This is a genomic window from Mycobacterium sp. TH-M82 (assembly GCF_057473605.1).
This window is the reverse complement of record NZ_JBYCKY010000684.1, coordinates 1-13,096: the sequence shown is the minus strand read 5'-3', so window position 1 is coordinate 13,096 and position 13,096 is coordinate 1. Positions and strand designations below refer to the sequence as shown.

The 13,096-nt window shown below is 62.3% G+C and carries 10 protein-coding genes; 2 read left to right on the top strand and 8 right to left on the bottom strand.

What is annotated here, in order from left to right:
* Positions 1-856: 856 nt before the first annotated feature.
* Positions 857-2,254, bottom strand: a complete 1,398-nt coding sequence (locus AC2VON_RS20035) for an AAA family ATPase (RefSeq protein ID WP_464509108.1) — start codon at positions 2,252-2,254, stop codon at positions 857-859.
* Between the two features lie 221 nt (positions 2,255-2,475).
* On the opposite strand from AC2VON_RS20035, the gene AC2VON_RS20030 reads away from it, so the two are divergent.
* Positions 2,476-3,327 (top strand): hypothetical protein, encoded by an 852-nt coding sequence (locus AC2VON_RS20030; protein WP_084027664.1) that lies wholly within the window; start codon positions 2,476-2,478, stop codon positions 3,325-3,327.
* A gap of 92 nt (positions 3,328-3,419) precedes the next feature.
* Here the strand turns inward: AC2VON_RS20030 and AC2VON_RS20025 are convergent, their stop codons facing one another.
* Positions 3,420-3,797 carry a hypothetical protein gene (locus AC2VON_RS20025; RefSeq protein ID WP_139809216.1) on the bottom strand — a complete coding sequence of 126 codons (378 nt, stop codon included), beginning with the start codon at positions 3,795-3,797 and terminating at the stop codon, positions 3,420-3,422.
* Positions 3,798-4,274: 477 nt separating this feature from the next.
* Positions 4,275-4,535, bottom strand: coding sequence for a helix-turn-helix domain-containing protein (locus tag AC2VON_RS20020; protein ID WP_459969801.1), 261 nt, complete (start codon positions 4,533-4,535; stop codon positions 4,275-4,277).
* A gap of 528 nt (positions 4,536-5,063) precedes the next feature.
* Between AC2VON_RS20020 and AC2VON_RS20015 the strand changes: the two genes are divergently transcribed.
* Entirely contained in the window at positions 5,064-6,755 is a 1,692-nt protein-coding gene (locus AC2VON_RS20015) for a TniQ family protein (RefSeq protein WP_486954501.1), read from the top strand.
* A gap of 156 nt (positions 6,756-6,911) precedes the next feature.
* Here the strand turns inward: AC2VON_RS20015 and AC2VON_RS20010 are convergent, their stop codons facing one another.
* The 5 genes from AC2VON_RS20010 to AC2VON_RS19990 all read right to left on the bottom strand — a co-directional run.
* A complete protein-coding gene (locus AC2VON_RS20010; RefSeq protein WP_486954500.1) occupies positions 6,912-7,940 on the bottom strand; it encodes a TniB family NTP-binding protein in 1,029 nt (342 codons plus the stop codon).
* 3 nt (positions 7,941-7,943) lie between these two features.
* Positions 7,944-9,986: an integrase gene (locus tag AC2VON_RS20005; protein WP_486954499.1), complete on the bottom strand. Its 2,043-nt coding sequence runs from the start codon at positions 9,984-9,986 to the stop codon at positions 7,944-7,946.
* An 88-nt stretch (positions 9,987-10,074) separates the two neighbouring features.
* Complete coding sequence (locus tag AC2VON_RS20000; RefSeq protein ID WP_464508578.1) at positions 10,075-10,842, bottom strand: TnsA-like heteromeric transposase endonuclease subunit; 768 nt, start codon at positions 10,840-10,842, stop codon at positions 10,075-10,077.
* Positions 10,843-10,986: 144 nt separating this feature from the next.
* The gene (locus tag AC2VON_RS19995; RefSeq protein ID WP_464508572.1) at positions 10,987-12,714 is read right to left on the bottom strand and encodes a TniQ family protein; all 1,728 of its coding nucleotides are present in this window, start codon (positions 12,712-12,714) and stop codon (positions 10,987-10,989) included.
* Positions 12,715-12,866: 152 nt separating this feature from the next.
* Positions 12,867-13,096 (bottom strand): DnaB-like helicase C-terminal domain-containing protein (locus tag AC2VON_RS19990; protein ID WP_486954498.1); only part of this gene is annotated, 230 nt, incomplete at its 5' end.

Sequence of the window (13,096 nt, the reverse complement as noted above, 5' to 3'; positions counted from 1 at the left end):
CCTTGGCTCATCCTACCGGCCGACCGTGGCCTTCAACCAGGCCGTTTACGGCTCGCTGCCCGATTCCGAAGTCACAGACGGACCCACTGGTTTTAACAGCGCTACTTCGCGCACACAACGATCGTGTGGAACACCGCGGCAGCGTGGTTGATCCGGAACCACCGGCATGGTGTGTCGGTCTGAGCTGCAACAATCGTGCCCGCCGCATCCTCAATTCGGCGACAGGGGTCTTGAATGTCGGCTCAACGCGACCTACGCCCGGTTCTTCCGGTCGCTGAACTACGACTACATTCACGCTTCATCGGAGACCTACCCGCCCCGGGTGGCCTTAGCCGTTATCGCGTAAGGGATGACGCCCGTTGAGCGGGCGGCGGTGTTCCCTTGCCGAGACGCATGCGTTCAGCTTCGTCGATGACGTCGGGGAACGCTTGTTGGAGCGCGATGCTCGCATCATCGCTGGGCGCGCAGTAGTAGCGCAGGGCACCGAATTTCTCTTTGACTCGATGGTCGACGTAGTCGGATCAATGGCGGTCGGCCGTTCATCGGGGTTGGAGACGATCGGGTACCAGCTGGAGTCGTGGCTGATCCAGCGGCCCCAGCCGTCGGGGATTCTGCGCAGGATGCGCTCCAGCACTTCAACGTACCGGCCAAGCATCGGGCGGGACGCACGAGGTGTTGCACACGTCTCGGGGTCGATGTCGCAGAAGATAACGCGGCTGAGTGCGGCGTGCATGTCCTCTGTGGCCGCGGTGCCGTCGCAGACACGCTCTGCCTTTTCGCTCAGGTCGGAGGTCGCGGCCCGCCAAAGCATCTTCTGCGCATCGGTGAGCTCAGGGAGGTCGTGCTCCTCGCTGATCTAGAGGTACATCCCTTCAGGAATCGTGGGGCGGTAGCGCCCGCTGCCCACCTCCGCCAAAAGCGTTGCGGTGCTAACGCGTCCGTCATGACCGGCCAGCACGGCACGGCGCACGATCTCACGGATGTCGCTGCCGCTGGTGCGCTCGGGAAGCGCCGCCACCACACCCGCACAGTCGACCGTGCGGCCGCCAGGCAGATCACGGATCAGCGCCGCCAAAATCCGGGCGGAATCAGTTGGTTTCGGATAGCCGACTTCGACGATGGAGTCGAACCGCCCGGTGCGAATGGCCGCCTGGTCCAAAGTGGCGGCGTCGTTGGTGGACGCCAGCGTCAGGATGCGGGCGTCGGGCTGAATGTCCATGGCCTGCAACAATTCCGACAACCCGGCACCGCCGGTGCTGCGGTCTCGGCACCACAGGTCAATGTCTTCGAGCACGAGCAGCACCGGGCCGCCGAGGTGCTGCGCTTCCTCCACGACGGCGCTGAGCAGCTGGGTACCGGCTTTGGCCTCGAGGTAGATAACGGTGAATTCCCCGACGACCTCGCAAGCCACGACGGCGCTCACGGCCGATTTCCCGGTGCCTGGCGGACCGCACAGCAGCACACCACGGCGCGCACCGAGGCTGTGGGCGTTGAGCAGGTCGTGGCGGTCGCGCACCGCGCGGACGCCGAGATCGATTTCAGTCCACACCTGGTCGGCGACAATGACGTTCTCTCGGGTCGCGGTCGAGGGCAAGTCGATGACGGTCAATGTCAGTCCGGCGGTGTGGGTGGCGCGCACCGCGTGGCCCCGGTAAGGATTGAGCTCGTTGGCGCGTTCAGCGAGCCCGTCCAAAAGCACGCGGGCGCGGTCCTGGTTGCCCGGCGCCACGTAGGCGCTCACACCGACCGACCGCAGCATGCTCTGCCGGCCCTGCAGGGCGATCACACACCCGGCATCGTCGAGCAGCGTCCCGGCGGGAAAATACACCCGCAAACATAGCGGGTGGCGGTAGTCCTGACCGCCGATCCGGGTCTGCGTCCACCTCGGCGGGTCGGCGTACTCACCGGGACCGACCTGACAAACCCGCGCATACTTATCGATCCACTCGGCCAGCGCCAGCGCGACGGTGAACCACGACAACGGGTTAAGGCCGCGTTCCTCGTCAACCAGTTGCCCGCAGCCCGCCACTCCCAGACAGCGGGCGGTGAACTGATCGGCGTTCTCCGGTTTCTCGGCGCCACTGTGCTCAGCGACACCGACCAGCAGCTCGCCCAGGGCGCGCAGCGCGGGCCGCACACCACCGTCGACGCTCTCCAGCCACGTGCCGACGTCGGTAATAGGTCGCCGATGCGCCTCCGCGCCGCCCGCAGGCTCCGCGGTCAGGTCGCTCAGTTCGTCCTCAGTTCGGTTCATCGCCTCATTCATCATGTCGGAAAAAGGGCAGCCGAACAGCATCGCACCCACCGAGTCTGTCGTCAACCTTGTCTTCCAGCAAGCGCTGATTCAGCTTGCCACGCAGCACCATCCACACGGAACGCATTGCGGCCCACTCCGCAAACGCTGAAGGTCGACCCGCTCCACTGACCCAACCAATTGAGGCGACACCACGGCGCGCTCATGCCATCCTCGATGGCATGGATGAAGAATCCAAGGAGCTTTATGTCGCCGACTTCTCTAACACTCCCGGAGCCGCCGACCACCAGAAGCAGCTCGAACGCGCCCGCATCGAAGCACGCCAACGTTACCGCGACCACCTGACCACAGTGTTCGACCTGCACGGTACCGCCGACCCCGACGTGCTCGCCGACGTCGCCCTCGATGCACTCACCGTCTGGCGCTATATCGACACCGGTGAACGCTGCCGGTGCTCGTGTCACCCACGGCTGCCCGAAACCGACCTGCACGACTACGGATTCGCCTGCCCCTGTGCCCGCACCCCCCAAGACCGGCGCCGAGCCTGGGAGGAATGGCGCAACGACATCAAAGCCTTCTGGGAATCACCAGCGGGCCAACAGATCACCGCCGATGAACAGGCCGCCGAAGCCGACCTCCAAGCCTGGCTGGCGACACAGCACGAGGTCGTCGTGAGCAGCCACGGCGGACTGGCACCTGAGCAGTGGGACGGCGCCGTGGACGGCCACAGCTTCTACTTCCGCGAGCGCCACGGTGAGTGGCGCATCGAACTCGACCTGCGGCCCAGTGGCCGTTTCGCCCGCACTATCGCCGGCACCGACACCGACGGCACAATCCACTACAAGGACAAAGAGCTAGGTGAAGGCGACGTAATCGCCCACGGCACAACCGATGACGACGGCTACGGCACCACGCCCGTTGAGCGGGCGCAGTTCATCATCGACACCATCCGTATCCACCTCGCCCGCCAGGCCTGCACACTGCACCGCGATGATCTGTCCTCGATCGAAGCATTGCTCGGCACCAACGTCACCTGGTGTCCTGCCTGTGGAACTCGCCTGCCCAACCCGTGACCGCGCGGCCACGGGACAGGGCCAAAAGCGACGACATTTCGCTGCGCGCCGAAACAGCCGCGACGAGGTCAAATCCTTCAGATCCACGGGAGCTAGCAGCCGAACCGCCGCGCCTCAATACCGTCGAGATCCGCAGCGAGGCAGTCTTTATCGTCGTAAGCCCTTAACTCTCCATCGATCAGCGCCACCCGGTACGGCGCGCCGCTGTCCAGGCTGTCATCCGCTGCAGCGATCAGATAGGTCACCTCGTGGCCACGATTCGCCGCCGAAGCCGGCCAGTCATAGACATCGCCCGCCCAACTACGTTCAACAAGCATCCAGCCGCGGTCAATCAACAGTTTGTCGAGGTTCGCGTCGACGGCTCGGCGATCGTCGCAAGCCCTTGGGTGAGCCTGGCAACCCGCGTCATTCCGCCCGAGCTGGCGCGCTCTGCGCCGCGCGGCTTTGCGTCGGCGATTCGCTGTTTTCACAATCTGCTGTCCGCCGCCGCGCCCATACCGTCGCCTTCTGCGTCTTCCCCGCGTCGAGCCCCACTCTGCAACAGGAAGAACCTCCGAACGGCGTCGTAAACCCTACTAGTAGGGCTAGTAAGCGTATCTGCACTATAGCCATCGGAAGGGCGATTTCGCGCTCAACCCCGGCCGGACGGAAGTGACCTCGCTCGCCAAAGGGAAGGCGTCGTTCTTGTCGCCCAAGAAACACACCGCTCGGTCAACACATTTGGCCGAGACACCGTTTTGCGGATCACCCACCTGCGCCGCACCCGCGGCCAGGGTGTCACATCGGACCGGGGCAGCGAATCGACCAGGCGGCCACACATCTGGTGAGCGGGGCTGAGCCATCACGGCATCCTGACCGACTTAGAGAAGGGGTGGTTTTGCGTGGCCGACGGTTCGCAGTTGAACTGCGGTTCGCCGAACCTCGCCGGGTCGCATCGCTGATCGCTCTCAGCGAATGCCTTCGAGGAGATCAACGGCCGGTACGCCCAATGCCTTGGCGATGTCGAAGAGCCGCTCATGCAGTATTCCCCGGCGGCCATGCTCGACATCCATCAACACGTTGCGCGAGACCCCCGACAGCTGCGCCAGTTGTTCCTGAGTTAAGCCGCGCTCGATACGCAAGCTTTGGATCCGTGTCCCGACCATCCGACGTCGGCGCTCCCATGCGGCGACGCGCTTGGGGTCGTTTTGACTGGGGCGCGTCGGCACGCAATCCAGTACTCACGCTCAAACCCTAGAAGTCAGCCCTACTAGTAGGGCTTTCTGTGGATGGTACGGCGATCAGGCCTTTTCCGCCCTCGCAGCACCGTCCCGTTGGACACGGCGAAGTTGTTCCGCATCGACAGGTGTGCGATGCGATCGCGGCCGGCAGCACTTAGCGATGACAGATCCTTACGGGCCGCGGGGGCGGCCGCCGAGCCGGGTTGCCCTTGCGACCCCGGAGGCCCTGACCCCTACCTGGGCGGCTAGCGGTGGCGAAACCACTTGCCGTTGACGTGGCCTTGCGCTTGTGATCGACCCGGCGCGCCGGCGTCTGTCGTCGCAGATTGGCCACACGCCCGACTCACTCCTAATGCCCTACTAGTAGTACATTGCGTTGGTGGGGGTACTCCTCGATGCCGACCTCTGGGTGTCGTTTTGACCGCACCAGTCGTCGGTGAGGGCACTGAACTGTGCCGCCGTGGGTCTTCGTGCCGACGCTGTGCCGCATCGCTGGAACTGTAGGCGGAGCCTGCTGTGGTTACACGAGGCCTGCTGCCGAGTCGACCAGCCTTGGACGCGCGGGAATCCCTTGACAGCTTTCTGGAACGGCTCGCTATCGCCAACGGCTTGTCACCACCTCAGATGCTGCGGCTTCTTACCGTGGCTGAGCATTTCGGCTCCCCCGGTGCGGCTTTCATGATGATCAAACCGGATCCTTTGATCATCAGCAGGATCGCCAGGTTGAGTGGCGTCGATGAGGCTTCCGTTGCCCATGCCACCCTCCTGCGGTTCGACGACGGGTTGCCGCTGTATCTCGACGGGCTGGATCCTCTTCGTCGGCACACCTTCCGGCACGTGGTGACCCAGGGCTGGTTTCCCCAGTGCGGCTCGCAGGCGTGCCCGCTGTGCCTGGTCGAGGACGGCATCTGGGCGGTGGAATGGCGACTGCCTCTTGCCGCGACGTGTCCTCGCCACGGGGTCTTCCTGACGGCGCACTGCAGTGGTTGCGGTCATCGATTCCGCACTCACCGCTATTCGCCGTTGCGCCCCCTGGCCGGCCCGCAACAGTTATGCGCGAACCCTGTCGGCCTACGCAATCCATGCAGGCAATCGGTGCTTAGACACGTTCCAGAGTCAGCTCCACCACAGGTGCTCAGCACCGCAACAATCTTGGCCGAAGCGCTGGCCGGCGAGACCGTGCCGATGCTAGGCAGGCGCGTTGACCCTCGACTCTTCCTCGCTGAGATACGGCATGTCGCAACCTTGTTGCTTCACCTGCTGTCGCGGCCAGACGGACCGCAGGTAAGGAACTGGGCCGAGGTTCTCCACGCCGAAGCCCGTGATCGTACAACAAACCTTCGCGGGCCACGCTGGGGAATCAGCCCACCCCAGAGTGCGGTGGTCCGAGGGCACGTTCTCACCGATGCTGCCGACATCCTTCAGCAGATACACATTGAAGACGCCGCTACCCGCCTGTGCCCCTGGCTGGGTCTGATCGCCGAGGCGAAAAACGGCCCATGCGCGTGGTTAGTGAATCGCACGACACGCACACCGACGATGGAGCGGCTCATCAATACCGCAGCTAGGCAGCGTCACCACGTCGGGCGACGCCTTCAGAAGGTTCGTCGCAGTGAATTGCTTCAAGGCTCGGCCATTCCACAACTGATCGACACCGACATCTACCACGCATGTTTTGACGAGATGCTCGGTGGATACGAATGGACGGGCAGATTGTATGTGTCACTGTGCATGGTCAGACTCGTGGCAGACGTGGCCAATTGGTCGGATGCCGCAGTAAGAATCGGTCTGGCTCCCGCGATCGGTGCCCGCGCCGCCCGCGCATCCAGCGCCCGATTGCGGGTCACTCCAAAGGTATTCGCCGACGCCGTCAACACCGCGATGGACATGCTCTCGTGCAGTCGCAATTTCCGCGAGCATGAGGCTCGGGTCCGCGCACTGACCCGAGACCCCGGCGGTTGGTTCGAAACTTGGCGGACGACGACGACACCGCATCGGCGGCCCACTTCGTCGCCCTACGCGATCACCTGGATGTGGTGCGAGGTGGCTCAAGGCTTACTCGATGTCAGCCCTGCCTGGCCAGCGCCGCCTACCCCGCGGATCAAGGCGGCCTACCGCGTGTTCCGCGATCGCCTTCCGGAGCCGGCGCGCGCGGCGCTGCGCTCCCTTGTGCTCGACCAGTCGTCGCCACATCATTCCGTGGAATAGCTGGTTAACGTCCTCGCGGCTCCCGCGCCTCCGCGCCTGGGCCCCGGTGAGCCACCGCCATGTGCACTACTCCAGTCGTGGTTGACGAGGAGGTGCGATCGGGGCAGCGGTCACTGGACCATCGCCGTGACTTTCGTGCTGGCGTTGCCCAGCTTTTCAGCTGGGTACCAGACGTTGTTCCTCTGCACGTTTGCTCAACATCACGACGTTGAGATGCCGGAGCAGGATCCTGTGGGTGCCATCAGTGATTGCCCCGATCGTCGCCTCGCAGAGCAGCGCTTTGAGGTCTCCGAGGTAGCCCTGCGTGCGGTGATAGAGCTCGGCCGCAAGCTTGGTGTGCAGCTCGTTCGGCCGACTTCGCGGCAGATGAGGCAGCAGCAGCTTCTCGAAATCACGCACGATCACTTGCCAACCGATCCGATCGGCGTCGAGATCGTCGATCTCGTACGGCCCGAACCGATTCAGCCGGAGACGGGCCGCGATTTGTGGGTCATGCACTAGGTCTCGGGCTTCGAGATCGGCACCGATGAGAACAAGTGTGACGCCGATCTGACCAAGACGTGTATTGAGGTGCTTGATGTGGTCGAGCACGTCGCGTCCCGATTTCCAGTTCGTCTTGAGCAGGTGAACGTCATCGATAATGACGATCTGTGTTCGGTGTCTTCGAACCGCGTCCATCGCCGCCATCGATATGTCGCGTTTTGCTCCCTCGGCCGACAGGTGGAAGAACCCCAGGATTGCTGCGTCGACGTCCTTGATCTGGGCAGCGGCGTCAAGGTCAATCCACACAACGGGATCCAGATCGACTTCCCACCCCGGTTCGGGGCGGATGATCGGCCGGCCATAGGAGTCCAATTCAGCGTCAGCAATCCACGCTAGGTACTTCTCGCGCGCCCAGCGCATCATCATCGTGCTCTTGCCGGCGTAGTTCGGTCCTGAGAGCGCGGGCAGGCTCTTCGCACCCGGTGGAGTCAACTTATTGATTCGAACAATGTTGTCGACACTGTCGTAGATCGCCACCACATCGCCAGTGGGCAGAAACAGGCTCTGCAGCCATTCGGTCAAATGGTCGATATGGGCTGCCCGTTGCTGACGTGTCATTACCTTCCACTGCCGCACGGTGACCGGTTGGGGCTCTGCTGGTGGCTGCATCGTGCAGTAGTCGTGCCATAGCTGCGCATCCATGGTTTAGGCACCTTCCGGAAGCTCGGGCCACACGTCGTGCGCCGGCGATGGCCGCCGTGGGCGTGACCGCGGGGGCGGCACCTGGTCTTGATGCTGCTGCGCCTCGGCGTGATCGGCCTTGGCCTGCTCCACCCGCAACCGGGCGGCGATGAGCTTTTTGCGCAGTTTCGGTTTTGCAGGTGCCTCGGTGATCTGGGTGAGTTCGTCGAGGATCTGGCGCGTGGCGGAATCGCCATTCAAGACCAGGTTGCCGCCTCGATGGCGTATCCGTCGACACGCGGCATCGACGATCGCCGCGGTCATGGGCGCGACGCTGCGATCCGAGCCGCGCCATTCAATGGGTTCGACTCGCTTCGTCGCGGGATCGCGAAACCAGATCCGCGAGAGATCTTGCGGATCGTAGAAGAAGGGTGCCGCGCGGTCTTCAGGTCGGAACTGCCCGACTGGCACCGAACGATAGGGCTCAAAGACTCTCAGCGAGTCGTACACCAGGTTCTTGAACTCCACACCGGCGTGGCTGATGGTCCCCCATCGAACCGGGAGGAACTGGTAGATCAGATCCGATTGTTGCGGCACATCGATTCTCCCAGTGAGTTCAGTCATCGCATCCCACATCTCGAGCGGGCACATCCTTGCCTCCTCTTCACCGGGCAGGATCAGGCCCTCATGCGCGCTGCGGTGGTAATCGAGTGCGACGAAACGACGTAAGTGATCCCGCAGCTGCGATGCGGTCAACAGGGGCTCCTCGCTAACCAGTCTGCCGCGCTCAGAGGTGTTGCGGCCCTTGTATCCCGGGATCTGCTGCAACCCACGCTGAATGGTTTCGTGCCAACGTTCCACATGTGGGTTGTCGTTGGCCTTGCCGCCGCGATTGAGCATCAGATCGATTCCCAGGGTCGCCAGCAGCGCCCGGAAATGTTGAGAGACGAAGATTGATCCGTGGTCGCAGCGGATGGCATCCGGTAACACGGACGGGATGCCGTGCACGCCCTGCAGAGTGCTGAAGTCCGGTGCCAGCAGGCGCTTGCCGACCCGTACGGCCACGCCGCGGAGATCGAGCTGCCCAGGTAGGCCCGCCCACCTCCACTGACTGATGGACGTACCCTCGACCAGCAATGAGAAAGGGCGGCAGATGTCGTAGAGCAGCAGCCCTGCCTCGATACCATTGGCGCTTCTGGGAACGACGCGTAGCGCGAGAACCACGCGGGTCGCGACATCGATGGCGGTGATGATCTCCACGCTGCATGCGCGGCCAGTCAGTGTGTCGTAAACGAGATTGTCGGCGCGGGTGACGTCGATGGCGACCACCTGGCCCGGGCGAATCGCCGGGTAGTGTTTTGCGCCTGAAACCTTGCGGTGCTTCCGGCTCTTTTGTGCACGCGTCGTTGCTCCTCGCTCCCGTTTGAGGGCAGCCAGGAACTGGCCGGTGATTCTCTGCGGCGCCTGGAAGTCCTCAATCCCGTTTTCCTTCAGTCGAACTCTGGTTCGGCGATCGACCTCCTGATTAGAGATAGTCGATCGGTCCCCGTCCAAGGTGTCCACTATCTGGGTGGCCACCTGACGGTATCGCTCGTCGATCAACTCCCAGGACTTGCTCTGGCGAGTACTTCGTGCATCGATCAGCGCGAGCAGGCCACGCTCTTTGAACCCGCGTACCCAGCTTCTGATCGTGACCGGGCTGTAATGCGCTGTGCTGCAATCCTCGTCCTGAATCCGACGGGGCGGTTTGCGATCGAGTTGCGCCCCGAGATTCAATTCCATGGCCATCGCACTGCAGCGCTGGCTCTCCGAAGCCCCACTCGGACCGAACGGCGGTCTCGGCTCACCAGGACGTCCCAGAGCGGGGTGGCCGTCTCGGTAACCGGTCAAGATCTCTTGAACAATTCCCAACTTGAAAAGCGCCGCCTCGCGGGCTTCGTCGCTGACGGCGTCCCACCGTGGGCGAAGCGGTTCGCAGAGTGCTGACGCTTCGCCGTTCTCAAGGATGCGGATTGAATCAATGTTCGCATAACCGGTTTTCGTTGTATCGCCGTAGGCGTACTGCAAGATGACGCTGGCTGCTTCGACTTTGTCGATGACCGCGAACCCTCGATTAGTCAGTACGCGTGTTCCTTCGACCAGGTTGGTACGGCCACTAGACATGGCTCTGCTCCTTGCTCGCTACAACGGGTGTGTGCAGCGTCCACGGCACGGTCATGTCGATGTCCAATGCGCCCGTCCACATCATGTGCCAGACCACTGTTTTGAGTTCGCCTGTCCCGTCATCTGCGGAAAGAAGCGAGCCCACTGTCGTGTCGCCGCATTCAGCCAGCTGCTGTATCTGTTCCTCGAAATGCGTTGCCCATGGCGGTCTGCGGCGAAATCCGTGCAGCCACAACATGTTCATGCGTTCCGTTACGGTTGTTCCGGCGAACACCGTGTAGCGCCATCCAAACCGCTGGCAGGCGCGGCGGGTGACGACGCTCTTGGCCTGAAAGTCGTCGTCCTGCTTTTCTTGTGGTCGGGCATCCCATACGGTGACGCTCCCATCGATGTGCTGGGTCAATAGGTCGGGGAAGTGGGTAACCGGTTCTTCGGTATGCCATGACAACCGGAACGGTTGGGAGATTATCCGCAAGACGGTGGAGTCACGGTCGAGTATGCGAACCAGGTCGTGCTCAAGCCCTGATTCCAGGTGTACGACACCAGAATTGGTAAATGTGTATGCCGTCACTGGGATATGGCGATGACTTGCCGACGACCGAGGGGTCCGGATCGGAGCCAGCAGGTCCAGTGGTGGAGCACCTTGGACTTGCCATAGCCATACGGTTTTCACACCGTCGCGGAAGCGCAGTGTCCACTCAAGCTGCACAACGCTGTCTGCTGCGCCTTGGCCATTTTGCCGTGCATTGTTGCGACTCATCGGATTTACCTCAACCTTCGACGTAGGGTCAGGTGCGCCACGATATGCATCTTGGAGGTCGCTACTGGGTCGATTTTCGAAACTTTTACGTGCATTTTCACTCGTGCACAGCATTTGCTGTGCACTCACGGTTTTGTGTGCCACCTATGAGAAGTTAAGTCCGTCAAGAAGTTTGAGAGGCGGGTGCCAGTACACCGGTTCACTGACTCCCTGCTCCGCAAGGAAGCTCCGTGCACGCTGATCCAGCGCCGCCACCGCCGGCTCGGTCAGGTGCGCCGTGAAAGCGGTCACGAGCTTCGTCAAACTCCAGTAGTCCAACTCGGGGTGGAACTGAAGGGCGAGACGCGGGGAACCACTTATCCTTTCAATCAAATAACAATGCGCGGCCACAACCGAGCTCCCCGTCGGCAGCGAGCCAGCATCGCCTTCCATCTGTTGCTGCCAGAAGTCATCGCTGACCAACAGGGAGTAATCGAGCTGGCGGCGGCGCTCGTAGTTGATCCGGCCACTGCCCTGCTCTAGGAAGTCACTTAACCGGACGAGCGCCTGCTGCATCGACTCCCAGTAGTTTGAGTCGCACAAAACCCACAGCCTGTTATTCAAAATGCTGTGACTCTCGACGACGCCCAGGAGGCCCACTGCCGCAACGGGCCTGATGGTTGCACCCACGAGCAGTGTGGCGCACGACAGTGTCTCGCGGAATACCAAAGTCTTGCGACGGCCGGATAGCAACACAGACGCCCATCGCGTCCAGATTGCCGCCGGCAGCCGGGCAGCCTTCTTCTGGATTCGCTTCTGACCGGGGATCGGTGCGCACGGCAGCGTCGTTGCAGTGCGGTATCGCAGCTGGAGTTCAGGACCCAGATCGGCGTTACGCGCCTTCAAGACGATGGCAGCGGCGATGTCGCTATCTCGAACGCATGAGCGGATTTCCGCTGGGCCGCTGGTGGCGTTCTGCCCTGCAATGAACCATCGTGCGGCCATCCCACAGTCGGCCACGCTTGCGTGCCGCAACACCTTCAAGGCCAATGTGGTACCGACGGCAACATCCAGAGCACGAAGCGGCGCTTTGTTATTCAGTGTTTCTCGCGCCTGTGAGGACGTGAAACCTACCGTATGCTCGCCCGTCAGGTCATCCTCAATGCCCTGAATCGTCAGGCTGTGGGTCGACGAATAGTTCAAGATCCTGTTGGCAAGGCTTCGGACAGCCCCCAGGACCTCCTCCAAAAGTCGTGGGTACGCGTCGAAAATTCCGAAATCATAGTAGCCGTCGTCAATAACCTCATTGACCGCCTCCTGCGCCCACGAAAAGTCGTGTCTATCGGTCCACCGCAACGCTGGAACCGTTCCCAGTGGGAGGCCGCAACGGCAGGTGGCTGGAGGCTGGATGCGGCGGTAGTACTGGGTCGATCGCTGATAGCTTCCGCAGCCGGGACATTGGTCGACGAGGATGCAATTGTGTTCCAGGCACGCGAAGGACCAACCGAGGCGCCAGCGCAATTGCCACCGACCGCCCGTTTCGCGTAGGCATGCAGGGCAGAACCGGGACCTTGGCAGAGCTCCGAAGGGGAATTTTGGATTAAGGCGCTCCGTGTCCGCATCAATATGCAAGGCGGTCCCGTCGTACTTGCTCAGCGTCATCGCTTCGAACGACTCCGCCGGTACACCGGTGGCCGCCGCGAGCAACTGCGCCTGCGCCGGCGGCAGGCAGGTCAACCAAGGCGGCTTCGCGGTAGTCGGAAGCTTTGCGGCTGCCGCAAGGGTTCCGACGGTGCCCCCCATTGCACGTGCACTGGCCTCCAGCCACGAATCGATCGATTCACCCTTAAGTGGTTGCACCTGAAGCGGAAGCCAGCGGCGCGCGACTCTCATTTCGAGCAGCTACTTTGACAAGATCTTGGGGCCGAGTCGGCAGTTAGCGGCTTGACCTGCACTTATGCTGCCAGACACTCAGATCGACTGACGCTGTTGTTTAACAATCAATGCGCGCTTGTCAATCTTCATTGCATCTCGACACCCCACAGTTACCGCGCCATGTTGGCGAATCGCGACAGGTGCAGCTGGTGCGCGACGGTGACCGTCTTGGTCGGGCCGTTGCGGTGTTTGGCGAGAATGAAGTCGGCCTCTCCCCCGCGCGGGTCGTCGCGTTCGAACGCATCCGGCCGGTTCAGCAGGATCACCATGTCGGCATCTTGTTCAAGGCTATTATGGGCTGCGATCCCGTTAGCAACGAAATTGTGTGTACCGCTTACGG

Bases quoted from the DNA above. Each gene is read 5' to 3' on its own strand.
- AC2VON_RS20035 (WP_464509108.1), bottom strand. From the start codon at position 2,254: ATGAACCGAACTGAGGACGAACTGAGCGACCTGACCGCGGAGCCTGCG.
- AC2VON_RS20030 (WP_084027664.1), top strand. From the start codon at position 2,476: ATGGATGAAGAATCCAAGGAGCTTTATGTCGCCGACTTCTCTAACACT.
- AC2VON_RS20010 (WP_486954500.1), bottom strand. From the start codon at position 7,940: ATGGATGCGCAGCTATGGCACGACTACTGCACGATGCAGCCACCAGCA.
- AC2VON_RS20000 (WP_464508578.1), bottom strand. From the start codon at position 10,842: ATGAGTCGCAACAATGCACGGCAAAATGGCCAAGGCGCAGCAGACAGC.
- AC2VON_RS19995 (WP_464508572.1), bottom strand. From the start codon at position 12,714: ATGAGAGTCGCGCGCCGCTGGCTTCCGCTTCAGGTGCAACCACTTAAG.